The sequence below is a fragment of the Streptococcus oralis genome (genome assembly GCF_022749195.1).
GTDB classification, from domain to species: Bacteria; Bacillota; Bacilli; order Lactobacillales; family Streptococcaceae; genus Streptococcus; species Streptococcus oralis_CI.
On record NZ_CP094226.1, the window covers coordinates 1,585,680 to 1,612,305 of the forward strand.

General features: G+C 41.7%; 19 protein-coding genes. 5 read left to right on the forward strand and 14 right to left on the reverse strand.

What is annotated here, in order from left to right:
• Positions 1-38 precede the first annotated feature (38 nt).
• The gene (locus MP387_RS07710; RefSeq protein WP_242746076.1) at positions 39-2,006 is read right to left on the reverse strand and encodes a peptide ABC transporter substrate-binding protein; all 1,968 of its coding nucleotides are present in this window, start codon (positions 2,004-2,006) and stop codon (positions 39-41) included.
• Positions 2,007-2,175: 169 nt separating this feature from the next.
• Entirely contained in the window at positions 2,176-3,786 is a 1,611-nt protein-coding gene (locus MP387_RS07715; RefSeq protein ID WP_242746078.1) for a glycoside hydrolase family 13 protein, read from the reverse strand.
• A 152-nt stretch (positions 3,787-3,938) separates the two neighbouring features.
• Between MP387_RS07715 and MP387_RS07720 the strand changes: the two genes are divergently transcribed.
• The gene (locus MP387_RS07720; protein WP_242746080.1) at positions 3,939-5,423 is read left to right on the forward strand and encodes a DUF1846 domain-containing protein; all 1,485 of its coding nucleotides are present in this window, start codon (positions 3,939-3,941) and stop codon (positions 5,421-5,423) included.
• A 91-nt stretch (positions 5,424-5,514) separates the two neighbouring features.
• The gene (locus MP387_RS07725) at positions 5,515-5,997 is read left to right on the forward strand and encodes an S-ribosylhomocysteine lyase (protein ID WP_000032556.1); all 483 of its coding nucleotides are present in this window, start codon (positions 5,515-5,517) and stop codon (positions 5,995-5,997) included.
• Positions 5,998-6,057: 60 nt separating this feature from the next.
• On the opposite strand, the gene MP387_RS07730 is transcribed toward MP387_RS07725, so the two are convergent.
• Both MP387_RS07730 and pflB read right to left on the reverse strand, forming a co-directional pair.
• Positions 6,058-8,163, reverse strand: a complete 2,106-nt coding sequence (locus MP387_RS07730) for an ATP-dependent Clp protease ATP-binding subunit (RefSeq protein ID WP_242746082.1) — start codon at positions 8,161-8,163, stop codon at positions 6,058-6,060.
• 418 nt (positions 8,164-8,581) lie between these two features.
• A complete protein-coding gene (gene pflB / locus MP387_RS07735) occupies positions 8,582-10,897 on the reverse strand; it encodes a formate C-acetyltransferase (RefSeq protein ID WP_242746084.1) in 2,316 nt (771 codons plus the stop codon).
• Positions 10,898-11,129: 232 nt separating this feature from the next.
• Between pflB and dinB the strand changes: the two genes are divergently transcribed.
• Positions 11,130-12,191, forward strand: coding sequence for a DNA polymerase IV (gene dinB, locus MP387_RS07740; protein ID WP_242746092.1), 1,062 nt, complete (start codon positions 11,130-11,132; stop codon positions 12,189-12,191).
• 34 nt (positions 12,192-12,225) lie between these two features.
• On the opposite strand, the gene MP387_RS07745 is transcribed toward dinB, so the two are convergent.
• Together MP387_RS07745 and MP387_RS07750 are read right to left on the reverse strand one after the other, a co-directional pair.
• On the reverse strand, positions 12,226-13,071 hold the full coding sequence (locus MP387_RS07745; protein ID WP_242746095.1) for an undecaprenyl-diphosphate phosphatase: 846 nt from the start codon (positions 13,069-13,071) through the stop codon (positions 12,226-12,228).
• A 59-nt stretch (positions 13,072-13,130) separates the two neighbouring features.
• A complete protein-coding gene (locus MP387_RS07750; protein ID WP_242746097.1) occupies positions 13,131-15,026 on the reverse strand; it encodes a DUF2207 domain-containing protein in 1,896 nt (631 codons plus the stop codon).
• Between the two features lie 130 nt (positions 15,027-15,156).
• Between MP387_RS07750 and MP387_RS07755 the strand changes: the two genes are divergently transcribed.
• On the forward strand, positions 15,157-16,719 hold the full coding sequence (locus MP387_RS07755) for an ABC transporter substrate-binding protein/permease (protein WP_242746099.1): 1,563 nt from the start codon (positions 15,157-15,159) through the stop codon (positions 16,717-16,719).
• Positions 16,719-17,459 carry an amino acid ABC transporter ATP-binding protein gene (locus tag MP387_RS07760; protein WP_000189490.1) on the forward strand — a complete coding sequence of 247 codons (741 nt, stop codon included), beginning with the start codon at positions 16,719-16,721 and terminating at the stop codon, positions 17,457-17,459. The genes MP387_RS07755 and MP387_RS07760 overlap by 1 nt, the downstream gene beginning before the upstream one ends.
• A gap of 92 nt (positions 17,460-17,551) precedes the next feature.
• Here the strand turns inward: MP387_RS07760 and MP387_RS07765 are convergent, their stop codons facing one another.
• The 8 genes from MP387_RS07765 to rpsG all read right to left on the reverse strand — a co-directional run bounded on the left by MP387_RS07765 (position 17,552) and on the right by rpsG (position 26,619).
• A complete protein-coding gene (locus MP387_RS07765) occupies positions 17,552-17,767 on the reverse strand; it encodes a capsule biosynthesis transcriptional regulator (protein ID WP_001130031.1) in 216 nt (71 codons plus the stop codon).
• Between the two features lie 106 nt (positions 17,768-17,873).
• Positions 17,874-18,770 (reverse strand): SPFH domain-containing protein, encoded by an 897-nt coding sequence (locus MP387_RS07770; RefSeq protein WP_000244062.1) that lies wholly within the window; start codon positions 18,768-18,770, stop codon positions 17,874-17,876.
• An 82-nt stretch (positions 18,771-18,852) separates the two neighbouring features.
• Positions 18,853-20,103: a threonine ammonia-lyase IlvA gene (ilvA, locus tag MP387_RS07775; RefSeq protein WP_242746101.1), complete on the reverse strand. Its 1,251-nt coding sequence runs from the start codon at positions 20,101-20,103 to the stop codon at positions 18,853-18,855.
• Positions 20,104-20,182: 79 nt separating this feature from the next.
• Entirely contained in the window at positions 20,183-21,205 is a 1,023-nt protein-coding gene (gene ilvC, locus MP387_RS07780; protein ID WP_242746103.1) for a ketol-acid reductoisomerase, read from the reverse strand.
• 89 nt (positions 21,206-21,294) lie between these two features.
• Positions 21,295-21,771: an acetolactate synthase small subunit gene (gene ilvN / locus MP387_RS07785; protein WP_001253813.1), complete on the reverse strand. Its 477-nt coding sequence runs from the start codon at positions 21,769-21,771 to the stop codon at positions 21,295-21,297.
• Entirely contained in the window at positions 21,764-23,464 is a 1,701-nt protein-coding gene (locus MP387_RS07790; RefSeq protein WP_242746105.1) for an acetolactate synthase large subunit, read from the reverse strand. The genes ilvN and MP387_RS07790 overlap by 8 nt, the downstream gene beginning before the upstream one ends.
• 323 nt (positions 23,465-23,787) lie before the next feature.
• Positions 23,788-25,869: an elongation factor G gene (fusA, locus tag MP387_RS07795; RefSeq protein WP_000090339.1), complete on the reverse strand. Its 2,082-nt coding sequence runs from the start codon at positions 25,867-25,869 to the stop codon at positions 23,788-23,790.
• Between the two features lie 279 nt (positions 25,870-26,148).
• Positions 26,149-26,619 carry a 30S ribosomal protein S7 gene (gene rpsG, locus MP387_RS07800; RefSeq protein WP_000087873.1) on the reverse strand — a complete coding sequence of 157 codons (471 nt, stop codon included), beginning with the start codon at positions 26,617-26,619 and terminating at the stop codon, positions 26,149-26,151.
• Positions 26,620-26,626: the final 7 nt, after the last annotated feature.

Consider the following 26,626-nt stretch of genomic DNA (forward strand, 5'->3'; position numbering starts at 1 on the left):
AAGCACAGTTTCCTGCAACTTCCTTTTCTATTTATAGATTACTTGACGTGTTTTTCAAGTTCTTTTTGGTATTTGGCATTTGTCTCGATTTTTTCTTGTTGCCATTTCTTGAAGGCTTCTTCGTATTCTTTTGCAGTCACAACATCATTTTGCAACTCCAAACCTTTGAACACAAATGGGTCGCCCTTGATTCCGACTTGAGAGTATGCTTTTGTGAATGGTACAGTACGGCTAACAGTTGGAGAACCACCTGAAGAAGCAACTGGGATTAAGAGCGAGCTGTCTGACACCCAAGCTTGAGCTTTGGCATATTTTTCGTAACGCTTATTGAGGTCGCTTGTTTCAGCTGCGGCATCATCCAAGAGTTTCTTGTATTCGTCTAGACCGACTTGAGCCATCACTTCTGGATCTTTTCCACGAGTGATACCCAAGTGTTTAAGGGCAGAACCCTTCTTAGCATCAAGAATGTTTAAGTAGGTAGCTGGGTCTTGATAGTCTGGTCCCCAACCAGTTCCGTTCAAGTCATAGTCTTTTTGAGATGGCACCTTGGCTTGAGACGTAATGCTAATTTTTTCATTATCTGTCATTTGAAGGACATCGACAATGACATTTTCAGTACCAAGCGATGATTCGATTGACTGCTTGAGTGAGTTGGTTTGTTGAACTGCGATTACATCTGTTTGTTCAACCGGGATATCCAAATGGATTGGGAAGGTAACTCCCTTGCCCTGCAATTCTTCCTTGGCTTTAGCAAAGGCAGCCTTAGCTTTTTCAGGACTGTAAATCGTATCCTTTCCATCTGTAAGGGCTACATCTTTCCACTGGTCTCCATATGAAACAAGCTCTGCCTGCGCCAACTCTCCAAAGGTTTTTTCACCAACTTGAACGTAGTCATGTGGCACTAGGCTGTTACGGATAATCTTGTTCGCACCTTCTTCACCATTCAACTGAGCAGTATAAGAATGACGGTCAAGGGCAAAGTTCAGCGCCTGACGGAAGTTCTTGTTGAGAAGAGCTTCTTTCGTTGATGTTTTTTGAGCTTCGTCTGTTTTGGCTGTTTTATTGTAAGATTGGCGGTTTACATTAACAGTGAGGTAGTAGCTAGTCGCTTCTTGTGGACTGTAGACAATCTTATCGCCGTACTCTTGTTTAGTTGACTCAAAGTTTGAGCTTGTTGGGAAGAGACGGGCTGTTGTATAAGCTCCTTGTGTAAAGCTACGAATCAAAGATTCTTGGTCTGATCCATCGTAGAAAGTTAGTTTAATATTGTCAATCTTGACATTGTCCTTATCCCAGTAGTTTGGATTCTTTTCATATTCAATGACTGATTTTGAAGTCAATGATTTCAAGAAATAAGGACCATTATATAGGATACCTGATGGGGTTGGTGCACCGTAGTCGCTCCCTTTAGAATTCAAAAATTCTTCATTAACTGGGAGCATGGTTGCAGTTGTGACCTTAGAGTTCCAGAAACTTTCTGGTTTGTTGAGCGTGTATTCTACCGTGTAATCATCAACAGCCTTAACTCCTACGGCAGAGAAATCATTGCTCTCACCACTAACATACTCTGCCAAACCTTTGATAGAATCTTGAATCAAAGAAAGACCATCTGATTTTCCGTCAGCAGCATGTTTAAGCCCAGTAACAAAGTCTTTAGCTTTAACTTCAGCGTATTCTTCTCCATCAGAAGTATACCATTTTACACCCTTACGAAGTTTGTAGGTGTAAGTCAAACCATCCTTTGAAACAGACCAGTCTTCTGCAAGTGATGGAATTAAGTTCCCATACTTATCATTTTCCAAAAGACCATCAACAACGTTTGCTATAACGTCAGAGGTTGAGCTCTTGCTCGTCACACTATAGTCCAAAGAAGATGGATCCATAGCGTAGACATAAGAGAATGTTTTGGGAGCATCCGCTTTCTTTTCACTTTGCCCACAAGCAGTTAACAGTAGGGCTGCACTCAAAACAGCACCTGCTCCTAAGAGCCACTTTTTCGATTTCATAAGTAATCTCCTTAAAGATAGTGTTTTCACCATTATACCCTATTTTTTCATAAAAGCAAGGACTTTCGCCAGATTTTTTAGAAAATTCTAACAAATATTTTTTAAAGGCTTTTCTATATATTTTTCAACAAAAGAACCCCAAGCATCAAAGGCTTGAGGTTCACTTATTTTAATCCGTTAGTTCCACACAGAAAGCATCCCATGGTGCCAAGGTTTGTTTTTCAACTGCTTCTTTAGCAGTAGTGTTTTCAATCAAGATTGACTTAACTCTTCCTTCTACTGAAAAGTTTTGTTTTTCATTGGACAAGTTAGCTACAACTAAGAAGCGGTGCTCACCGTCCTTACGGATATAAGCAAAGATCTTGTCAGCCGTATCAAGCAATTCAAAGTCAGCTCGAATCAGCCAGCTGTTCTCCTTACGGATTTGAACGAGTTTTTGATAAGTATAGAAAATAGAATCTGGATTTGCCAGAGCTTCTTGAACGTTGATTTTTTCGTAGTTTGAATTAACTGCCAACCAAGGTTGACCTGTTGAGAAGCCAGCGTTTTTACTCTCATCCCATTGCATCGGAGTACGGGCATTGTCACGACCGATGACACGGATGCTGTCCATGATTTCTTCTATCGGAACGCCTTTTTCAAGAGCTTCACGCGCATAGTTGAGGGATTCAATATCTTCTACTTGCTCCAGTGTTTCAAACGGATAGTTGGTCATCCCAATCTCCTCACCTTGGTAGATATAGGGAGTCCCTCTCATGAGATGAAGCAAGATTGCAAAGGCTTTGGCAGATTTCTCACGGTATTCTTGGTCATTTCCCCAGATAGAGACGATGCGAGGAAGGTCATGGTTGTTCCAGAAGAGGGAATTCCAGCCGTCCTCAACTCCCAGCTCTGTCTGCCATTTGTTGAAAATCTCTTTTAACTTCCCTACATTTAACTCTTTTTGGTAGTGCCACTTAGGTTGCCCTTCCTGATACTGAAGACAGATGTGTTCAAACTGGAAGACCATAGACAATTCTTGTCCCTTTGGATCCGAGTAGAGCTTAGCAATCTCTGGCGTTGCACCCCAGGTCTCTCCTACCGTCAAGAGATCTTTGTCACCAAAGGTGGCTTGGTTCATCTCCTTGAGATAGGGATGGAGCATAGGACCGTTATTGACTACCTTCTCATCAGGAATTTTCCCAATCATGTCAATAACATCCATACGGAAACCGCCAATGCCCTTATCAATCCAGAAGTTCATCATCTCATAGATTTTCTGGCGCAGTTTTTCATTTTCCCAGTTGAGATCAGGCTGTTTCTTACTGAAAAAGTGGAGATAGTATTGACCCGACTTTTCATCGTATTCCCAGGCGGATCCACTAAAGATAGACTCCAAATCATTGGGCTCATCCCGCCAGATATAGTAGTCTCGCTCAGGGCTATCAGGATTTTCACAAGCCTCAACAAACCAGGCGTGTTCATCCGAGGTATGATTGACTACCAAGTCCATGATAATTCGAATATCACGCTTCTTAGCTTCTGCGATGAGTTGCTCCATGTCCTCCATGGTTCCAAAAATAGCTGCAATCGCTTGATAATCAGCAATATCATAGCCATTATCATCCATCGGACTGTCATAAACAGGAGAAAGCCAAATCGCTGTGATTCCTAACTTAGCTAGATAGTCCAACTTACTCGTAATTCCTGGCAAATCACCAATCCCATCTCCGTTGCTATCCATAAAACTCTTTGGATAGACTTGATAGACTACGGCATTGTGCCACCATTTTTCTTGCATCTGTTTACCTCATTATTTTAATATTCTACAGTCTATGATAGCGCTTTTTAAAACTTAGTGCAAGCGTTTGCCTAATCTTTTTAATTTCTTTTTTGACTCCGTAGTTTCCTAACTCCCAATTTTTTTATATAATAGAGGTCAGAGGTAAAAAAATGAAAAAACAAGCTTTTAGTTCTGAACAATATTTAAATCTACAACGCGACCATATCTTGGAGCGCATTAACCAATTTGACGGCAAGCTTTACCTGGAGTTTGGTGGCAAAATGTTAGAAGATTTCCACGCTGCTCGTGTACTGCCTGGTTATGAGCCTGACAATAAAATCAAGCTCTTGCAAGAATTGAAAGAGCAGGTTGAGGTTGTGATTGCCATTAACGCTAGCAACATCGAACATTCTAAAGCGCGTGGCGACCTAGGCATTTCTTATGACCAAGAAGTTCTTCGTTTGATTGACAAATTCAATGAGCTGGGAATTTTTGTTGGCTCAGTTGTCATCACACAGTACGCTGGACAACCTGCTGCAGATGCCTTCCGCAACCAGTTAGATAAAAACGGGATTGATTCCTATCTTCATTATCCAATCAAAGGATACCCGACGGATATGGATCACATCATTTCTCCCGAAGGCATGGGGAAAAACGACTACATCAAAACCAGTCGCAACTTGATCGTCGTAACAGCTCCTGGACCTGGTTCTGGAAAATTGGCAACTTGTATGTCCAATATGTACCACGACCAACTTAATGGCATCAAGTCTGGTTACGCTAAGTTTGAAACCTTCCCAGTTTGGAACCTGCCCCTTCATCATCCAGTCAATTTGGCCTACGAGGCTGCAACCGCGGACCTTGATGATGTCAATATGATTGACCCCTTCCATCTCCAAACCTACGGAGAAACCACTGTCAACTACAACCGTGATATCGAAATCTTCCCAGTGCTCAAACGTATGTTGGAACGCATTCTCGGTGAATCTCCATACGCTTCACCAACAGACATGGGTGTCAATATGGTTGGCTTCGCTATTACAGATAATGAGGCTGCTATCGAAGCTTCAAAACAAGAAATCATCCGTCGCTACTATCAGACTGTTCTTGATTTTAAAGCTGAAAAAGTCGGAGAAACTGCTGTCAAGAAGATTGAACTTCTCATGAACGACCTCGGCATCACACCTGCAGACCGTAAGGTTGCTGTCGCTGCACGCCAAAAAGCAGAAGAAACTGGTGGGCCTGCCCTTGCTCTCGAATTGCCAAATGGGGAAATCGTCACTGGCAAGAACTCTGAACTCTTTGGTCCTACAGCTGCAGCCTTGATCAATGCCATCAAAAAATCAGCTAACATCGCTAAGGAAGTAAAATTAATCGAACCTGAAGTCGTCAAACCAATTCAAGGCCTTAAAATCAATCATCTCGGTAGCCGCAATCCTCGCCTCCACTCAAATGAAATCCTGATTGCACTTGCAATCACAGCTATGGAAAATCCTGATGCTGCGCGTGCAATGAAGGAACTGGGTAATCTAAAAGGTAGCGAAGCCCACTCAACCATCATCTTGACCGATGAAGACAAGAATGTCCTTCGCAAACTAGGCATCAACGTAACCTTTGACCCATTCTACCAATACGATCGCTTGTATCGGAAATAATTCAAACCTCTCCTTCATCGGAGAGGTTTTCTCTCTATCTCAACAGCACCCTTTATGATATAATGAAAGAAGAAAACTGAAAGGATTTACCATGTCAAAAGAAGTTATTGTTGAAAGTTTTGAACTTGACCACACCATTGTCAAAGCACCTTATGTTCGCTTGATTGGGGAAGAAACCGGACCAAAGGGAGATGTCATCTCCAACTTTGATATTCGCTTGGTACAGCCAAATGAGGACTCTATCCCTACCGCTGGCCTTCACACCATTGAGCACCTCTTAGCCAAACTCATCCGTACCCGCATTGACGGTATGATTGACTGTTCTCCGTTTGGCTGCCGTACAGGTTTTCACATGATTATGTGGGGACGCCATACTAGCGCCGAAATTGCAGCTGTTATCAAAGATTCGCTCAAGGAAATCGCTGAGACTACTACTTGGGAAGATGTCCCTGGAACAACCATCGAATCTTGCGGAAACTACAAGGACCACAGCCTCTTTTCTGCTAAAGAATGGGCAAAACTCATCCTGGAACAAGGAATCTCAGATGATGCCTTTGAGCGCCATATCATCTAAACACAAAAAGGAACCAGCTTTTTAGCTAGTTCCTTCTTTTTTTATTCTCAAAATCTTGAGTTAGGCTTTTTCACGAATAACCAAAACGCCATCTTCCATATCTGCTTCCAAATGTTTAGCATCTAGATGATCCAAGTGGAAGTCTGTCACCTTATCACGAATTTGTTGTTCAACCACGCGACGGAGAGGACGAACACCCATGACTTCGTCATAGCCTTCTTCTGTGATAAAGTCCTTAGCTGCTTGGCTGACTTCCAAATCAATGTCTTTCTTAGCCAAAGTTTGGTTGACTTCCGCCAACATCAAGTCCACAATCTTAGAAAGATCTTCCTTGTTCAAGTGTGAAAACTCGATAACTGCGTTAAAGCGGTTGAGGAATTCTGGACGGAAGAATGGTTTCAAACGATCCATCAACTCTGGTTTGTCCGCATCTTCTGTCAAGTTGGCTTCATAACCAAATCCAGCATTTGATGTCGCGATAATGACCGTGTTCTTGAAGTTCACTGTATTTCCTTGACCATCAGTCAAACGACCGTCATCCAATACTTGGAGGAGAAGGGTGATTACTTGAGGATCAGCCTTTTCAATTTCGTCCAAGAGAATGATAGAATAAGGATTGCGGCGAACACGTTCTGTCAAGGTATTGCTATTGTCATCATACCCAACATAACCTGCTGTTGTACCGATTAATTTAGATACGGCTGTGCGGTCACTGTATTCAGACATATCCAAGCGGATGATCGCATCTTTAGTACCAAACATATCGAGCGCTAATTGCTTAGCAAGTTCTGTCTTACCAACCCCAGTTGGACCTACAAAGAGGAAGCTACCGATTGGGCGATTGCCTTCATCAAAACCAGCACGGTTACGACGGATAGCACGAGCTACAGCTTCAACCGCCTTGTCTTGGCCGATAACCTTGTGTTCCAAGCGATGAGCCATATCTTTCAAACGTTCGATATCTGATGCTCCCATTTGTGAAACTGGGATACCTGTCATTCGTTCCACAGATTCAGCCACATCGTTGATGCTTGCAGTCACTTTCATGTCTTCTGTGTGGTTTTCGACTTTTTTCTCTAATTCTGCAATACGTGTTTTGGCATTGAGAGCTGCTTCAAAATCTTCTGCCTCAACTGCTTTTTCTTGCTTGTCTTTTTCTGCCTCAATTTCCCGTTCAACAGCATGCACATCTGTTACAGGATGTTGAGCTGCCAAGTGAGCAGCCGTTACGTCTACAAGGTCAATAGCCTTATCTGGCAAGCTGCGTTGTGGAATGTATTGGATAGAATAATCCACTGCTGCTTTCAAGACTTCATCTGGCAAGATAACATTGTGGTGTTGTTGATAGAGGTCACGAATCCCTTGAAGGATTTCAAAGGTATCCTCTGCTGAAGGAGCATTGACCTTCACTTCGTTGAAACGACGAGCAAGAGCTGCATTTTTCAAGATGGTGTTACGGTATTCGTCTTGAGTTGTCGCTCCAATAACGGTCAATTCACCACGAGAGAGAGCTGGCTTGAGAATGTCCGCAAGCCCTTTAGAACCACTGTCTCCTCCGATTGAGCCAGCGCCAAGGATTTGGTGAATTTCATCAAAGAAGAGGATAATATTCCCTGCTTCTTTCACTTCATTGACTAGGTTTTGAACGTTTTCTTCAAAGCTACCACGGTATTGAGTACCAGCCTCAAGACCTGAAATATCAATGGAAATGATTTCCTTGTTCTTAATAGCAGCTGGAACATCTCCGTTCACAATTGCTTGTGCTAGGCCTTCGACAACTGCGGTCTTACCAACACCTGCATCTCCGACCAGAACAGGATTATTTTTCGTACGACGTGAGAGGATTTCAGATGTTTCTTGAATTTCCTTGTTTCGTCCGATAACAGGATCCAACTTGCCCTCACGAGCTTCTGCGGTCAAGTTACGACCTAGTTTAGCAAGGACACCGTCTTGTTTCATACCTGAAGCGTGTTGTTGCATTTGCATATCAGATTCTGCATTTCCTGGCAATTGACCAGTTGCACGATAGTGAGCAAATTCCTCAGGTGTCACTTCACGTCCATTAATCAAGTAGCAACGGTTTTCAGAACTGTATCCTCGCATACCACCCATCAATTGGTTAAATAAATCATCCATGTTGTTAAAGTTATTAAAGTTGTTGTTCATATTCTTTACCTCGTTTATTCTTAATTATATGCGATCTCTGATATTGACTATCTTTGACCTTTGTTTTAAAAATTTTAGACTAGCTAACTAGCTACCCTACGTATAATTTCTGGTTTTTCTTTCTTAAATAAGCCTTTTATCATCTTCTTTTCAAAATCTGTTAGATTTAACACAAGCCTCACCCCTTTCTAGGGTATCTATCATACATTTTCAATAAATAGAATCATTGAAAATGAAGTTTTCTAAGGAATTCATTTTCCTTATGTTTCTACTATATCACATTGGTCAGTAAAAGTCAATAGTTTTTTGACCAAATTTGACTATTTTTTTAAAAATTTTTTGAAGTCTTGAATAGATAATGTAAGTACACAAAAAAGCCAGTCCTATAGACTAGCTTTCTTTCCATTCTAATTGAATCTTAGCTCAATGCGTCATCCATTGAAAGAACTTCGTGGAAGACACGTTGTGTCAATTCAGTTTTTTGTTCTGGAGTGAGGTATTTAGTGTTTACACAGTATCCAGAGATACGTACGATAACGTCTTCACCTGACATGATCTTTTCGTAAACATCGTTCAAGTCCATAACGTTCAAGTTAACGTGTTGTCCACCGTTTTCGAAGTAACCATCAAGGATTGTTACCAAGTTATCCACTTGTTCGTCACGAGTCTTACCAAGAGCACGAGGTGAAACTTGAGTTGTCAATGAAATACCGTCAGCTGCGTAACCAAAGTCAAGGCTAGCAAGTGAGTTCAAGTTTTGCAACCATCCACCTTTAGCTTTGTTAGATGGGTTCGCACCTGGTGAGAAGAATTCAAGTTTAGACAAGTTCACAGAACCATCTTCGTTGAGGTATACACCTTTGTGGACTGGTGAGTTACCAGTTTGTTTAGAGTAAGCAACGTTAGATGTGATAGTCAAGAGTGATACCGTAGCTTCAGCGTCTTTGTAAAGTTTGTGGCTACGTAGACGGGTTGTGTAAGCTTCGATCAACCATTCAGCCAATTCGTTTGAACGAGGGTCATCTTCACCCCAACGTGGGTATTCACCGATTGTTTCATAATCGTAGATGTAGCCATTTTCATCACGGATTGGTTTAACTGTAGCGTACTTGATAGCTGACAATGTATCAACAGTGTTAGCGAATCCACAGATACCGAATCCCATGTTAGCACGTTGTTTAGTTGGCAAGAAGGCCATTTGAACAGCTTCGTAGTTGTACTTGTCAGTCATGTAGTGGATGATGTTCAAAGCATCTACGTAAGTGTCAGTCAACCAGTCAAGAGATTTTTCAAAGTTGGCTTTAACTGATTCGAATTCAAGAACTTCGTCACGGATAGGATCGATGTCAAATACTTTGTAGTCTTTGTGAACATCGTCGTAACCACCATTCAAACCAGTAAGAAGGGCTTTCAAAACGTTTACACGAGCACCGAAGTACTGGATGTTGTGGCGTTGATCTTCGTTTTCTGGGTCAAGTGGTGACACACAGCATGAGATACAGCTCATTTCTCCGTATCCGTCTTTAGCCATTGTTGTTACACCTTCGTATTGGATAGAAGAGTGTTTGTGGCTCATGTGCATACAGTAGCGACGGAAGTTGTATGGCAATTTGTCAGTCCAAAGAACTGTCAAGTTTGGCTCTGGAGAGTTACCGATGTTGTCAAGAGTGTTCAAGAAACGGTAGTCCATCTTAGTAACACGGTGACGACCGTCGTTACCCATACCAGCCATAGAAGTTGTGATGAATGTTGGGTCACCTGAGTACAATTGGTCATAAGCTTTTGTACGAGCAAATTTAACTGTACGAAGTTTCATAACGAAATCATCAACGAACTCTTGGATTTCTGATTCAGTAAATGTACCACGAGCAAGGTCACGTTCTGCAAAGATATCCAATACGATTGGCACACGTCCTAGAGATGTAGCAGCACCATTGATAACACGGCAGACAGCCATGAAGGCGATGTTAACCCATTGGATAGCTTCTTTCGTGTTCATCGCTGGTTTGCGGACATCAACTCCGTAAAGGTCACCCAAGCGAACAACTTGTTGCAATGCTTGGTATTGAAGGTTTACTTCTTCACGAAGACGGATTGTTTCTTCATCAATTTCTTTGATCGCATTCCAGTCGTTTACTTTTTCTTGCATCAAGTAGTCTGCACCGTAAAGAGCAAGACGTGCGTAAACACCGATGATACGTCCACGTGAGTAGGCATCTGGAAGACCAGTTACAGTGTGAGCATGACGAGCGCGACGGATATTTGAAGTATAGGCACGGAAGATACCGTCGTTAACTGTTGTTACGTATTTAGTGAAGATTTCGTGAACAGCTGGATCTGGTTCGTATCCATTTTCTTTCAAAGTAGTTTCAGCCATACGGATACCACCTTTTGGCATGAAGTTCAATTTGAAGAGTTCATCATTTTGAATACCGAAGATCAATTCGTTTTCTTTATCGATAAATCCTGCTGGAATATCAGCAATAGATGTTGGGCGAGTGTCCATTGGGAAACGAGTTTCTTCGTAGTGTGCTTTTGTTTCTTCTACGATTTTTTTGATGTGAAGTGAACGTTCTGTTGGTCCAGCAAGGAAACTTTCATCTCCATCATAAGGTGTGTAGTTAGCTTGAACAAAGCGAGAAATACTTGCTTTTTCTTTCCAATCTACGCCTTTGAAGCCTTCCCAAGCTTTATCAAAAATATCTTGTGCTTCAACAACTGTCCTAACAACCATGTTAATGTCCTCTTTTTTCTAGTAACAGTCATCTGTTACATTCTTGAGTCAAGTATACCATACAGTAACCGATTTCAACAAGAGAAAATCGGCATTTTAGACGCTTTCTTTTATAATACAGTCTCTTTTTTGCTCTTATCTGTATTATATTTTTGAAAGTCAGGTTGAACTTTCCCATTTTTTCAGAAAAAAGGGTATAATAAATAGAAAATGACACTAGAAAGGGATTGGAATGCTCATATTTCCATTGATAAATGATCTGTCCAGAAAAATCATCCATATTGACATGGATGCCTTTTTTGCTGCGGTGGAAATCAGAGATAATCCCAAGTTAAAGGGCAAACCTGTCATTATCGGAAGCGATCCCAGACAAACAGGTGGGCGTGGTGTCGTTTCTACCTGTAGCTATGAGGCGCGGGCTTTTGGTGTTCATTCGGCCATGAGCTCTAAAGAAGCTTATGAGCGCTGTCCCCAAGCTATCTTTATCTCTGGAAATTATGAAAAATACAAGACTGTGGGACTTGAGATTCGTGCTATTTTTAAACGCTACACTGATTTGATTGAACCTATGAGTATTGACGAGGCATACTTAGATGTGACAGAAAATAAACTCGGTATCAAGTCTGCCGTCAAAATAGCTCGTCTCATCCAAGAGGATATCTGGCAGGAACTACATCTGACTGCTTCTGCAGGCGTCTCTTATAACAAATTCTTGGCTAAGATGGCTAGTGACTATCAAAAACCACATGGTTTGACAGTTATCCTCCCAGATCAGGCCCAAGACTTTCTCAAACAAATGGACATTGCTAAATTTCATGGTGTGGGCAAAAAAACAGTTGAACGTCTTCATGAAATGGGCATTTATACTGGTGCGGACTTATTGGAGGTCTCAGAAGTCACTTTAATCGATCGGTTCGGCAGACTCGGTTTTGACCTTTATCGAAAGGCCAGGGGCATTCATAACTCACCGGTCAAGTCCAATCGCATTCGCAAGTCCATTGGCAAGGAAAAAACCTATGGAAAGATCCTACAAGTAGAAGAAGACATTAAAAAAGAGCTGACTCTCCTCTCTGAAAAAGTAGCTCTCAATCTCAGCAAGCAGGAAAAAGCTGGAAAAATCATTATCCTAAAAATACGATATGCTGACTTCTCTACTCTAACTAGACGAAAAAGCCTTCCGAAAGCAACACAGGATGCTAGTCAGATTTCTCAAACTGCCCTTCAACTCTACGAAGAACTAGCTGAAAAAGAAAAAGGTATCCGTTTACTAGGAATTACGGTGACAGGATTTTAAAAAGCTTGAAGGAAAATTCCCTCAAGCTTTTTTCTTATACAAACAAACGCACAAAACTATAGAGCAACAAGACACTACCGAGTACAATACGGTATTTACCAAAGAGTGTAAAGTCGTGTTTCTTCACATAGCTGGTCAAGAAACGAATAGCAACCATGCTGACTGCAAAGGCAACACCCATAGCAACCAAGAGCAAGAACAGTTGTCCAAAACTCAAGAGTTGACCTGCTTTAATAAATTTGAAAATCTTTAAAGCGCTGGCTCCGAACATAACAGGAATTCCGAGATAGAAGGTAAACTCTGTTACGACAGAGCGGCTCGTTCCATTTAACAAACCACCAACAATCGTCGCACCTGAACGGCTCGTTCCCGGGAAGAGGGCGAGGACTTGGAAGAGCCCAATGTAAAGGGCTGTTTTATAAGGCAGCTTGTCAAGCTCTGTTACTGTTGGTTCAATGGCTTGCGCCTTATTTCGTTTTTCAAGGTAGATAAAGGCAACACCATAGATAATCAGCATGATTGCAACTGAAACCATGTTATGGAAGTTGGCATCAAACCAATCATCTAGTTTAAAAACCAAGAGCAAAGGCAAGGTTGCAACCAAGACTTTTGACCACAATTGCCAAGTTCGACGGACTTCTACCTTATTTTTACCAGGTTTGAAAGGATTAAGCTTGTTAAAGTAAATGACCATAACCGCTAAGATAGCGCCGAGCTGAATGACAACATTAAACATGGACATGAAGGCTTCATTTTGGTCCTTGTATTGGACAAATTCTTCAACCAAGATCAAGTGGCCAGTACTTGAAATGGGCAACCATTCTGTAATTCCTTCAACAATCCCAAAAAAGATTGACTTCAAAATTTCAATAAAATACATACATTACTCCTTTTTCTGTCCTCTATTATAGCATAATTTCGGATGTTGCGATAGATTTTTTAGAAGGCGCCGATACTACCACCGCCTCCGCCTCCTGAGAATCCTCCACCTGAAGAACCACTTCCAGAAGATACAGAGTAATTGCTAGCTGTATTTGCGACAGCAGTATATTGCTTGATTTGTGCAGTTGAGGTGTAGAACTGTGAGTGCCAACCATAGGCTACATAAAGATTCAAATCTGGATTTTCAAGCTGAATATGGCGAACTTTCATTAACTTGCTCACCTTCTTGGCATAACCAAAGAGAGTCGCATAGACCAGTAGACGGTTCCAAAGGACGATGCTCTCTAGCTCGGCCTGATCCAGATGAGCAATATCACGAAGCATATTTTCAAAACTAGTCCAAAGATAGAAAATCTCCGCCCCTTCCTCTGTTAGAACTCCATCACGATAGGCTCCTCGCATTTCAAAATGAACCCAGAAACTTGCTGCCAGCCCTGTCAACCCCAAGAGAAGGAAAGGAATTGAGAAGAAACCGTGAGTCTGCCAACTATAGTAAAAGAAAAGCAGACCACCTAGAGCCGTTATAGCTGAACAGACCCGCATCCCAAGAGCAAGACGGCGTTCCTCACTTGTCAAGGGACGATAATAGCTTGGAATACGAAGTACATGGACCTTATCCGTAACACAGGACTGAATGCGTTGAAGTCTTCCTTCAAAGGAGCGTTTGAGACGCGAGCCTGTTTCTCGGATATGTTTTTCATCTGACTCTTTGGCACCACGGTAAAGGGAAGATGAAACTTGGTAATCAGGGAAGAGCTCTGAAATAGCCAATTCTTTCTTATTTGACAAAGTCATGCGCAGACATTCCTTCTCAAAATTGGACAAACCCTTTTCACTGATAATGCGCACATAAGGTTCCTCATCCCCTTGGAAAATAGATAAATGGCCTCGATCTACTAGATCCAACAAGGTTGCCTGAATCAATCGTTCAAAAGTAAATTTACCAAACCCTGACTTGTTTAGGGGATTGACTTCCTCTAAGGAAGTTGAATACACTGCTTCTGCTAAAACCATTGGAGGCAAATCCATCGGTGGTTCGTAGAGTCGATGATCTTTTGGAAAGACCTTTTTAATGCTTGTACTCTGACGAAACATCCTATAGAAGAGAGGAACTAAAAGTAAGAGACTCATAAAAATGACGGGAAACATCCATTTCATCAAAATCTCACTTTGCGCTTTTTCTGTCGCTATATTGGTTTCAATCCGGTTAAAATCGGTTAAACGTTCTTCCTCTAATCCTTGATCTGGAGCTCCTGCAAAAGCACTTCTAGGCCAGTAGGCATGTAATTCGATCTGTCGCTTTCTAGGAAGATCTTTCATCTTGACATGATAGAGATTATTTGCTTTTTCAACACTAGAGTCCCTTAGGAGTTGGCCTGCATGAAAATAGAGTTTCTCTGCTGGAGTATCTGAGCTGACCTTAAACTCAATCTCTTTGATGTCCCCAGTACTATCGGTCAAGGGTTGCCAATTTAGCTCTGCGATGTCCTTATATAAGAAGAGAGGGTTTGTTAGTTTCCAGGTAACCGTTACCCGAACAGTATCTCCGGCATATCCAGCATTGTAAATTTTCACCTTGTAGCCGTCCTCTTCCTCCATAGTATAGAAGGAAACATTTTGAACAATTCTTCCATTTTTAGAGACCTGAACGGTCGGGTCGGGATCAATGTCAAATCCTTCCGGCATTTTCCCAGCTTTCCCTAGTCCAACCAACTGACCATTATAATCGTCTCCAAAGCGGTAGGTAATTGTTTCCTTAAAAATTGCAGTATTATCTGCATGAATATTCAAATCACCCTGATAGGATAAGATATCAAAGTCTACTGCAAAAACCAGGCTCGGTATAAATAATAAATAAGTAAATACCAAAGCCAACAGCCATCTTTTTTTCATGATCGGTTCCCTTTCAATCTTTTTACCATTATATCATTTTTTATAAGTAAAGGCTTACTTGTATTGAAAATCTCACTATTTTTAGATACAATAGAGAGAAGTCATTTTTAGACTAGAAATAGGAGAAAACATGAAAAAATTATGCTTATCTATCCTTGCTAGCCTAGCCCTTACACTGGGACTAGTTAGCCAGGTCCAAGCCGACGAATATTTACGCATTGGGATGGAGGCAGCGTACGCCCCCTTCAACTGGACCCAAGACGATGATAGTAACGGCGCTGTCAAAATTGACGGTACCAACCAATATGCCAATGGCTACGATGTCCAAATCGCTAAAAAGATTGCTAAAGACCTAGGCAAGGAACCTTTGGTCGTTAAAACCAAGTGGGAAGGACTTGTTCCAGCCCTTACTTCTGGCAAGATCGATATGATCATTGCAGGTATGAGCCCAACAGCTGAACGCAAACAAGAAATTGCCTTTTCAAGCAGTTACTATACTAGTGAACCTGTTCTATTGGTCAAAAAGGACTCTGCCTATGCCAATGCCAAATCTTTGGAGGACTTTAGCGGAGCAAAAATCACTTCTCAACAAGGTGTTTACCTCTATGATTTGATTTCCCAAATTCCAGGTGCCAAAAAAGAAACTGCTATGGGTGACTTCGCTCAGATGCGTCAAGCTTTGGAGGCCGGTGTTATTGATGCCTATGTTTCTGAACGACCTGAAGCAATGACCGCTGAGTCTGCTAACGCTAAGTTCAAAATGATCCAACCTCAACCAGGTTTCAAAACTGGCGAAGAAGATACAGCTATTGCCATTGGACTTCGTAAAGATGACAGCCGCATCAGCCAAATCAATGCGAGCATCGAAACCATCTCTAAGGATGAACAAGTAGCCCTCATGGATCGTATGATCAAAGAGCAACCTGTGGAGTCTACAACAACAGAGGAAGAAAGTAGTTTCTTTAGTCAAGTCGCTAAGATACTTTCTGAAAACTGGCAACAACTCTTGCGTGGTGCTGGTATCACACTCTTAATCTCCATTATCGGAACCATCACAGGTCTCCTTATCGGACTTGCAATCGGGGTCTTCCGTACCGCTCCACTATCTGAGAACAAGGCAATGTATGCCTTACAGAAACTAGTCGGTTGGATTCTCAATGTCTATATTGAGATCTTCCGTGGTACACCGATGATTGTTCAATCTATGGTTATCTACTATGGAACTGCCCAAGCTTTCGGTATCAACCTTGACCGCACACTAGCCGCTATCTTCATCGTCTCAATCAATACGGGTGCCTACATGACAGAGATCGTTCGTGGTGGTATCCTAGCAGTTGACAAAGGACAGTTTGAAGCCGCAACTGCTCTTGGTATGACCCACAATCAAACCATGCGTAAGATTGTCCTACCTCAGGTTATCCGTAATATTCTACCCGCTACTGGTAATGAGTTTGTCATCAATATCAAAGATACCTCTGTATTGAACGTTATTTCAGTTGTTGAGCTTTATTTCTCAGGAAATACTGTAGCAACACAAACCTATCAATACTTCCAGACCTTTACCATCATCGCCGTGATCTACTTTGTCCTCACCTTTACCGTGACCCGTATCCTACGCTTCATCGAACGTCGTATGGACATGGATACTTACACTACAGGTGCTAACCAAATGCAAACGGAGGATTTGAAATAATGACACAAGCAATCCTTGAAATCAAACACCTCAAAAAATCCTATGGGCAAAACGAAGTGCTAAAAGACATTTCTCTCACCGTCCATAAAGGAGAGGTTATTTCCATCATCGGGAGCTCAGGAAGCGGAAAATCAACCTTCCTTCGTTCGATTAATTTACTAGAAACACCTACAGAGGGAGAGATTCTCTATCGAGGAGAAAATGTCTTAGAAAAAGGCTATAACCTCACCCATTATCGTGAAAAACTCGGTATGGTTTTCCAATCTTTCAATCTCTTTGAAAATCTGAATGTCCTTGAAAATACGATCGTTGCCCAAACGACTGTACTCAAACGCGACCACTCTGAAGCTGAAAAAATTGCCAAAGAGAATCTCGAAAAAGTTGGCATGGGAGAACGTTACTGGCAAGCCAAGCCGAAACAACTCTCAGGGGGACAAAAACAACGCGTGGCTATCGCCCGCGCTCTCTCCATGAATCCTGATGCCATTCTCTTCGACGAACCAACATCTGCTCTTGACCCTGAAATGGTTGGAGAAGTCCTCAAAATTATGCAGGATTTGGCTCAAGAAGGCTTGACCATGATCGTCGTAACCCACGAAATGGAATTCGCCCGCGATGTCTCTCACCGTGTCATCTTTATGGATAAGGGCGTCATTGCTGAAGAAGGCAAACCAGAAGAACTCTTCACGAACCCTAAAGAAGAACGGACAAAAGAGTTTCTTCAACGTTATCTCAGCTAATAAACAAAGACTGCATAAAGAATGCAGTCTTTTTAATTTGTAATTGTAAAGAAAAGGCAGACTCGACTCAGGAATCTGCCTGTGACCACAGTTTAATCTTCAAATTTTTCATGATTTTTTTCATAGAAATCGATTAAACCAAGAGCTGTTTCAAATGAAATATTTTTAACTTTTGCGCGTCCTTGTGCTAGAGCAATGATAGACATTTCACGCGCATTCGTTTCTTTAGAGATACGGTAGCCTGTGATTTTCTTATCACGAACCCAGCCAACAACTGCTTCCACTTTTTCAAAGTTCGACTTAGCCATGTTCTTCTCCTAAATTATTCTTTACAATACTTAATTGTATACGTTTTTATTTCGTTTGTCAATAAAAAAACATATATTCGTCGCAACTATATTATTCTGCATATTTTTATTTGGCTTTTAAAGCCGATAATATATGAGTTCTTATATCCTCAACTCCATTAGGATTTGCTGGTAGGAAGATTGTATTATTACCCTCTTTATCTGCAAAATTATTCAATGTATCTAAATACTGGTTCGTTAATAGGATAGACATGATTTGTTCTTCAGTTAGCTCAACATTGGCTCCTTTTAACTCTTGGATAGAATCAGCTAGTCCGTCAACAATTGCTTTACGCTGCTCTGCAATCCCTACACCATGTAGGCGATCTTTTTCTGCTTCTGCTTCTGCTGCGGTCACGATTTTAATCTTATCTGCTTCAGCAAGCTCTTGCGCCGCAACTCTCTTACGTTGAGCCGCGTTAATTTCATTCATTGATTGTTTTACTTCAGCATCAGGTTCAACCTTAGTAATCAGCGTTTTGACAATGATATACCCATACGTAGACATTTCTTCCGCCACTTGTTTTTGAACTTCTAAGGCGATTTCATCCTTCTTCTCAAACAACTCATCTAGGGTTAGCTTTGGTACAGATGAACGCAAAGCATCTTCAATATAGGATTTAATTTGGGCTTCTGGACGCATCAATTTATAATAAGCATCTGTGACATTGTTTTCATTTACTCGATACTGAGTTGCCACATTCATCGTTACAAATACATTATCTTGCGTCTTTGTCTCTACAACAATCTCACTTTGCAACAAGCGTAGTTGAACTCTTGCAGCAATCCTATCAATCCCAAAAGGAGCTCGTAAATGAATACCACTATTACTCAACTTTTGGTATTTACCAAAGCGTTCTATGATAGCGACAGATTGTTGTCGAACCACATACACAGAACTAACCATAATCACTGATGCAATCACCACTAAAAACAATAAAACAAGTAAAATTTGTAAAACCATGGGAATCTCCCCCTTTCGTCACCATCATTATAGCACCATCATCATTATTACGCAAATAATATGATAATAATTTTATTTTAGCTTAAACTAGCATATTATACAACGTTTCGTTCCCATTCAAATTAATATAAGATGGGTCAAACTTTTCCATTCGATGAATCAATCCAGCATAGTCATGCTTATTGGCAAGAGCTACCCCAATCAAGACAGGGCCTGTCCCCTTGCTTGCTCGTTTGATATATTCAAAACGAGTGATGTCATCATTTGGTCCCAAAATGTCATTTACAAACTCTCGTAGAGCTCCTGGACGTTGTGGGAAATTCACTACAAAGTAATGCTTGATTCCATCGTAAATCAAGGCACGTTCTTCCATCTCTGGCATGCGGTTGATATCGTTATTTCCTCCAGAAATAATACAACAAATCGTCTTGCCTTTGATATAGTCTGATAAAACTTCCAAGGCTGCAACACTAGCAGCCCCTGCTGGTTCCGCTACAATTCCTTGCTTGGAATAAAGATCAATCAAGGTTTCAGAAATCAATCCCTCGTCTACCCCAATCAGCGTTTCAACATTCTTACGGGTCGCTTCGTAGGTCAACTGTCCAACTTTCTGTACAGCTATCCCATCAGCAAACTTATCAATTTCTTTGAGTTTAACTGGTCCCCCAGCCTCAAAGGCAGCTTTCATAGAGCGGGCTCCATTGGCTTCTACCCCAATCACTTCAATAGTCGGATTGGTTTCCTTAATATAAGTAGAAACACCGGCAATCAATCCGCCACCACCTACTGGTACAAGTACTGTATCAAAATCAATAGACTCTTTACGGGCTTCTTCAAGAATTTCATAGGCTACAGTCCCTTGACCAGCCTGAACATGCGCATCATCAAAAGGATCAATGAAGGTGCGGTTTTCTGTCAGTGTAAATTTTTGTGCTGCCTTAGCAGAAGCATCAAAGGTATCCCCTACCAACTTGATTGTCACGAACTCTCCACCGAAAAAGCGAACCTGCCCAATCTTTTGTTGTGGTGTTGTAATAGGCATAAAAATCGTTGCAGGAATCTTCATCTCATTGCAAGTATAGGCGACACCTTGAGCGTGATTTCCCGCAGAGGCACAGACTACACCACGCTCACGTTCTTCTTTTGATAGTTGAGAAATGGCATAATAGGCTCCACGAATTTTAAAAGAGCGAACTCGTTGCGCATTCTCCTTTTTGAGATAAATCTTTGCTTGGTATTTTTCTGATAAATAATGATCATATTCTAGTGGTGTATCAACTACTACACCACTTAAAACTTTGTGGGCTTTCACCACATCTTTTGCACTTAGCATTGTCTCCTCCTCAAATACTTTTCAAGATAAAAAACGAGTTAGGTACCCCCAACTCGCCTTCTGTCTCTCTTTACAAGAATTAATTGTAGATTTTGAATGCGTCGTCGTCGTTTTTACCAACGAAAGGCATTGCTTTACGCAATTCTGCACCAACTTTTTCAATTTCAAGGTTAGCTGCTTGTTCACGGTAAGCAGTTAATTTTGGACGACCAGCCTTGTAGTCATTTACAAAGTCATTTGCAAACTTACCATTTTGGATATCTGCCAAAACAGCTTTCATGTTTTCTTTAACTTGCTCAGTAATCACACGTGGACCTGATACATAGTCACCGTATTCAGCAGTGTTTGAAATAGATTGACGCATTTTCTTGAATCCACCTTCATAGATCAAGTCAACGATCAACTTCATTTCATGAAGAACTTCAAAGTAAGCCAATTCTGGGGCATAGCCTGCTTCTGTCAAGACTTCAAAACCTGCTTCGATAAGGGCAGTCAAACCACCACAAAGTACGGCTTGTTCACCAAACAAATCTTCTTCAGTTTCTTCTTTGTAAGTTGTTTCAAGCAAACCAACACGAGCTGAACCAACACCTTTACACCAGTCCATAGCAATGTTTTTAGCATTTCCTGTAGCGTCTTGGTAGACTGCATAAAGAGCTGGCACACCAAATCCTTCTTCGTAAGTACGACGTACCAAGTGTCCTGGTCCTTTAGGAGCACACATGAAAACATCTACATCTGCAGGAACTTTGATAAATTCAAAGTGGATATTGAAACCATGAGCAAATCCAACTGCATTTCCAGCTTCCAAGTTTGGAGCGATTTCTTCTTCGTACAATTCTTGTTGGATTTCGTCTGGTGCCAAAATCATAATAACGTCAGCCAATTTAGTTGCTTCTGCTACTGTGTAAGTGTCAAAACCATCTTCTTTTGCTTTGTCAAAAGATTTACCTGGACGCACACCGATGATGACATCACGACCTGAATCACGCAAGTTTTGCGCATGCGCATGTCCTTGTGAACCATAACCGATTACAGCGATTTTTTTACCGTCAAGCGCTGCTACTTTAACATCTTTTTCGTATTCCATTTGAACTGCCATAGTTTTTCTCTCTTTTCTATTTTTATTGCCTTATAGGCTGGTTAAACAAATTTATGCTGGATTTTATACTCATTGAAAATCAAAGAGTATTAGTCGCGGGTAAATCCAGTTGCACCCGTACGAGCGATATTTTTAATACCATATGGTCGAATCACTCGTAATAAAGCTTCACTCTTTTCAGCATTTCCCGTCATCTGGATGGTAATTGAGCTTGGAGCCACATCTACTACCGTTGCTCGGAAAGGTTGGATAATGGCCAAGATTTCTGCACGCTTCTCAGCAGGAGCAGATACTTTTACCAAGATAACTTCTCTTTCCAAGTGTGGTTTATCTGTGATATCTCGAATGCGAATCACATCAATCTGACGATTGAGCTGTTTAATGATTTGCTCTACTTCATCATGAGATGCTACATCAATAATGATGGTGATGCGAGATACATTGGGATTCTCTGTCGCACCAACTGAGATACTCTCAATATTGACTTGACGACGAGAAAGGACACCTGTAAAACGATTCAAAACTCCTGAACGGTTTTGCAATCTAGCTGTTAACATTCTACGCATGGAACTTCACCCCCAACATCTCATGATTGCTCTTACCAGCTGGTACCATCGGTAAGACCTGTTCCTTACGAGAAATATCCACCTCGATAAACATGGGCACATCCTCCAGAATGACTTCTAGATCCTTCTCTATCGTCTCTGGATTATCAAATTTATAGTTTTTGATGCCATAAGCCTGTGCCATCAACTGGAAGTCAGGAAGGGTATCAAAGACTGACTCGGAAGTTCTACCCTCATAGAAGGATTCCTGCCACTGACGAACCATTCCTAGTGAGTGGTTATTCAACATGACAACCTTAATCGGCACCTTGTAGATGTTTAGGATCGCTAGCTCTTGGTTGGTCATTTGGAAGCCACCATCACCGACAAAAAGGATGACTTCTTTTTCTGGATTGGCAATCTTGGCTCCGATAGCTGCAGGAACTCCGAATCCCATGGTACCCAAACCACCTGAAGTGACTAACTGACGCTCATTTTGGTAAGGATAATACTGAGCTGTCCACATTTGGTGTTGCCCTACGTCTGTGACAACAATGGCATCTCCATTCGTCAACTCACCGATGCGTTCAATAACGGCCTGAGGTTGAACCACACGTTCTTTCTTATCATAAGAACGAACTCGATTCTTGTCCTTGGTGACTTTTTCAATCCACTTTTCAGTATTGTTATGAACAGTTGGTTCTGCCAGTAGCATCTGCAAGGCTTTCTTAGCATCCCCCACTACAGGAATATCTGCACTGATAATCTTACCAATCTCAGCTGGGTCAACGTCGATATGGGCAACCTTAGCATTCTTCGCGAAGGTCTTAGGGTTCCCAGTCAAGCGGTCATCGAAACGGCAACCAATACTAATCATAAAGTCCGCTTCCGTCATTGCAATGTTGGCTGCAAAAGACCCGTGCATTCCCCCCATCCCAAGGAAGAGCGGATGACTCGTTGCAATGGTTCCTTGCCCCAAAAGACTAGTTACTACTGGAATTTGGTAACGTTCAGCAAATTCATTGAGCTCCTTAGAAGCTTCCGCATAGCTGATACCACCGCCTGCTAACAAAACAGGTTTCTTGGCTTTTGACAATTGCTTCAAGATTTTCTTGATTTGCATGTCATTTGGATTAAGTGTCGGTTGGTAACTTGGTAAATTAACTTCTGGTGAATAGATGAAATCTGTCTCTAGAGCTGATACATCCTTTGGCAAGTCAATCACAACAGGACCTGGACGACCGGTCGTTGCGATATGGACAGCTTCCGTAATGATACGGGGAATATCTGCCGTTTCACGGACTTGGTAATTGTACTTAGTAATGGGCATGGTAATACCCACGATGTCCGCCTCCTGAAAAGCATCTTTCCCAATTCCAGCTCGCGCAACCTGACCTGTAAAGACCAAAAGGGGAACGCTATCGCTCATGGCATCTGCAATCCCTGTAATGGCATTTGTTGCTCCCGGCCCACTCGTGACAACGGCAACGCCCAACTTTCCAGTTGATTTGGCATATCCTTCAGCTTCGTGCAAACAACCTTGTTCATGGCGTCCCAAGATGTGGCGAATGCCTTTAAAATTGTATATCGCATCATACAAAGGTAAGACCGCTCCACCAGGATAACCAAAAATGGTATCAATCCCTAAGTCCCGAAGTGTTTCCAAAACTAGGTCCGACCCTGTCTTAGGAGATTCTAAACTGATTTTCTCCATTATTCCCCTTTCTCTTCTCTTAAAAAAATAGCTTGTTACTATCATACCATTTTTTCAAAAATTTTCAAGGCAAAAGAGTCAATTTTCTGAATTTTCTATCTAAAAGTGTATTTATGAATCTTTTCCTCATTTTTATTAACTTTTCTACGGAATTAGGAACCTTTATTTACTTTAATTTAGCAAATTAGAATATTTTCTTTCTGGATAGAATTAGTATTTTTCTCACTTAGCGACCAAATCTGTATACTATATTCAGCAAAAATGAATAGTTAAAGACAAAAAAAGGAAGCCACTAAGTGACTTCCTTCTAGAGTGAGGACTGATTAGTCTTCACCTTTATTTTTCTTAATGATTTCTTCTTGTACTGACTTAGGTACATCTTCGTAGTGGTCAAATACCATCATGAATGTACCACGTCCTTGAGATGCAGAACGAAGAACTGTTGCGTAACCGAACATTTCAGCAAGTGGAACGTAAGCACGAACGATTTGGCTGTTACCGTGAGCTTCCATACCATCTACACGTCCACGACGAGCAGTTACGTGACCCATAACATCACCAAGGTTTTCTTCTGGAACAGTGATGGTTACAAGCATCATTGGCTCAAGGATAGCTGGTTGTGCTGATTTAGCAGCTTCTTTAAGGGCAAGTGAAGCCGCGATCTTGAAGGCAGTTTCAGATGAGTCGACATCGTGGTATGAACCATCGTAAAGCTTAGCTTTAACGTCAACCATTGGGTAACCTGCAAGAACACCGTTAGCCATAGATTCTACCAAACCTTTTTCAACCGCTGGGATAAATTCACGAGGAACCACACCACCGACAATTGCGTTTTCGAATTCGAATCCTTTACCTTCTTCGTTTGGAGTAAATTCAATCCATACATCACCGAATTGACCTTTACCACCAGACTGACGTTTGAAGAATCCACGTGCTTGAGTAGAAGCGCGGAATGTTTCACGGTAAGATACTTGAGGAGCACCTACGTTCGCTTCCACTTTGAACTCACGACGCATACGGTCAACAAGGACGTCAAGGTGAAGCTCACCCATACCTGAGATAACTGTTTCACCAGTTTCAACGTTTGTTTCAACGCGGAATGTTGGATCTTCTTCAGCCAATTTTTGAAGGGCGATACCCATCTTGTCTTGGTCCGCTTTAGATTTTGGCTCAACCATCAATTGGATAACTGGTTCTGGAACGTTGATTGACTCAAGGATGATTTTAGCTTTTTCATCTGTCAATGAGTCACCAGTTGTAGTATCTTTCAAACCAACGGCAGCAGCGATATCACCTGAGTAAACAGTGTCAATTTCTTGACGGCTGTTAGCGTGCATTTGAAGGATACGTCCGATACGTTCACGTTTACCTTTAGAAGTGTTCAATACGTAAGAACCTGATTGAAGAACACCTGAGTATACACGGAAGAATGTCAAACGACCTACGAATGGGTCCGTCATGATCTTGAAGGCAAGAGCTGCGAATGGCTCTTCGTCAGATGCTGGACGAGTTTCTTCTTCATCTGTATCTGGGTTGATACCTTTGATTGCTGGGATATCAAGTGGGCTTGGAAGGTAGTCGATAACCGCATCAAGCATCAATTGAACACCCTTGTTCTTGAAGGCAGAACCACACAATACTGGGAAGAATTCAACGTTGATAGTTGCTTTACGGATAGCAGCTTTCAATTCTTCGTTAGTGATTTCTTCACCTTCGAGGTATTTCATCATCAAGTCTTCATCAGTTTCAGCGACTGCTTCCACCAATTTTTCACGGTATTCTTGAGCTTGGTCAAGGTATTCAGCTGGAATATCTTCTTCAAGGATATCTGTACCAAGGTCGTTAGTATAGATTTCAGCTTTCATCTTGATCAAGTCGATGATACCGCGGAAGTCATCTTCAGCACCGATTGGCAATTGGATTGGGTGTGCGTTTGCTTGAAGACGGTCGTGAAGTGTGCTTACTGAGTAAAGGAAGTCAGCACCGATTTTGTCCATTTTGTTGGCAAATACGATACGTGGAACTCCGTACTCAGTTGCTTGACGCCAAACTGTTTCAGTTTGAGGCTCAACACCTGATTGTGAGTCAAGAACAGTAACAGCACCGTCCAATACACGAAGAGAACGTTGTACTTCGATTGTGAAGTCCACGTGTCCTGGTGTGTCGATGATGTTTACGCGGTGGTTATTCCATTGAGCTGTTGTCGCAGCAGATGTGATAGTGATACCACGTTCTTGCTCTTGCTCCATCCAGTCCATTTGTGACGCACCTTCGTGAGTTTCACCGATTTTGTGGATTTTACCAGTGTAGTAAAGGATACGCTCAGTAGTTGTTGTTTTACCGGCATCGACGTGAGCCATGATACCGATATTACGAGTTTTTTCAAGTGAAAATTCGCGTGCCATGAGGTTTGTTTCTCCTATTTATTTTTAATTTCTATTCTATTATAACACGATTTTAATAAAAACGGATAGGCAGGACCTACCCGTTCTCAATGTTTATCTTGTTTTTGTTGGTTTCAACTTGTAGACAAGTTGAATTGAACTAGGGCTAAAAGCTCAAGTTAGCTGAGTTGAACTCGAGCGAGGCCCGGTGCAAAAAAGATAAACTGCTTTGTGTTCACGGAACACTGCATCAGTTTCCTATTTTTGCCTTGGGCCTTTGCCGCTCTTAGTATCATTTTATTACCAACGGAAGTGTGCGAAGGCACGGTTAGCTTCAGCCATACGGTGAGTGTCTTCACGTTTCTTAACTGCTGCACCAGTGTTGTTCGCAGCATCCAAGATTTCTTTTGCAAGACGGTCTTGCATTGTGTGTTCACCACGAAGGCGAGCGATGGTTACCAACCAACGAAGTCCAAGTGTTGTACGGCGTTCTGGACGAACTTCAACTGGGACTTGGTAGTTAGAACCACCAACACGACGTGCACGTACTTCAAGTACAGGCATGATGTTTTCCATAGCTGTTTCAAATACTTCAAGTGCATCGTTACCAGTAGCTTCTTTGATTTGCTCAAAAGCACCGTAAACGATTGAAGCAGCTGTACCACGTTTACCATCAAGCATAACGCGGTTGATAAGACGAGTAACTAGTTGTGAATTGTAAAGCGGATCTGGCAATACGTCACGTTTTGGAGCTCTATTTTTACGACTCATTTCTCTT

Excerpts from the sequence above, each read along its gene's own strand:
- MP387_RS07710 (WP_242746076.1), bottom strand. The coding sequence starts at position 2,006 with ATGAAATCGAAAAAGTGGCTCTTAGGAGCAGGTGCTGTTTTGAGTGCA.
- MP387_RS07715 (WP_242746078.1), bottom strand. The coding sequence starts at position 3,786 with ATGCAAGAAAAATGGTGGCACAATGCCGTAGTCTATCAAGTCTATCCA.
- MP387_RS07720 (WP_242746080.1), top strand. The coding sequence starts at position 3,939 with ATGAAAAAACAAGCTTTTAGTTCTGAACAATATTTAAATCTACAACGC.
- MP387_RS07725 (WP_000032556.1), top strand. The coding sequence starts at position 5,515 with ATGTCAAAAGAAGTTATTGTTGAAAGTTTTGAACTTGACCACACCATT.
- MP387_RS07730 (WP_242746082.1), bottom strand. The coding sequence starts at position 8,163 with ATGAACAACAACTTTAATAACTTTAACAACATGGATGATTTATTTAAC.
- pflB (WP_242746084.1), bottom strand. The coding sequence starts at position 10,897 with ATGGTTGTTAGGACAGTTGTTGAAGCACAAGATATTTTTGATAAAGCT.
- dinB (WP_242746092.1), top strand. The coding sequence starts at position 11,130 with ATGCTCATATTTCCATTGATAAATGATCTGTCCAGAAAAATCATCCAT.
- MP387_RS07745 (WP_242746095.1), bottom strand. The coding sequence starts at position 13,071 with ATGTATTTTATTGAAATTTTGAAGTCAATCTTTTTTGGGATTGTTGAA.
- MP387_RS07750 (WP_242746097.1), bottom strand. The coding sequence starts at position 15,026 with ATGAAAAAAAGATGGCTGTTGGCTTTGGTATTTACTTATTTATTATTT.
- MP387_RS07755 (WP_242746099.1), top strand. The coding sequence starts at position 15,157 with ATGAAAAAATTATGCTTATCTATCCTTGCTAGCCTAGCCCTTACACTG.
- MP387_RS07760 (WP_000189490.1), top strand. The coding sequence starts at position 16,719 with ATGACACAAGCAATCCTTGAAATCAAACACCTCAAAAAATCCTATGGG.
- MP387_RS07765 (WP_001130031.1), bottom strand. The coding sequence starts at position 17,767 with ATGGCTAAGTCGAACTTTGAAAAAGTGGAAGCAGTTGTTGGCTGGGTT.
- MP387_RS07770 (WP_000244062.1), bottom strand. The coding sequence starts at position 18,770 with ATGGTTTTACAAATTTTACTTGTTTTATTGTTTTTAGTGGTGATTGCA.
- ilvA (WP_242746101.1), bottom strand. The coding sequence starts at position 20,103 with ATGCTAAGTGCAAAAGATGTGGTGAAAGCCCACAAAGTTTTAAGTGGT.
- ilvC (WP_242746103.1), bottom strand. The coding sequence starts at position 21,205 with ATGGCAGTTCAAATGGAATACGAAAAAGATGTTAAAGTAGCAGCGCTT.
- ilvN (WP_001253813.1), bottom strand. The coding sequence starts at position 21,771 with ATGCGTAGAATGTTAACAGCTAGATTGCAAAACCGTTCAGGAGTTTTG.
- MP387_RS07790 (WP_242746105.1), bottom strand. The coding sequence starts at position 23,464 with ATGGAGAAAATCAGTTTAGAATCTCCTAAGACAGGGTCGGACCTAGTT.
- fusA (WP_000090339.1), bottom strand. The coding sequence starts at position 25,869 with ATGGCACGCGAATTTTCACTTGAAAAAACTCGTAATATCGGTATCATG.
- rpsG (WP_000087873.1), bottom strand. The coding sequence starts at position 26,619 with ATGAGTCGTAAAAATAGAGCTCCAAAACGTGACGTATTGCCAGATCCG.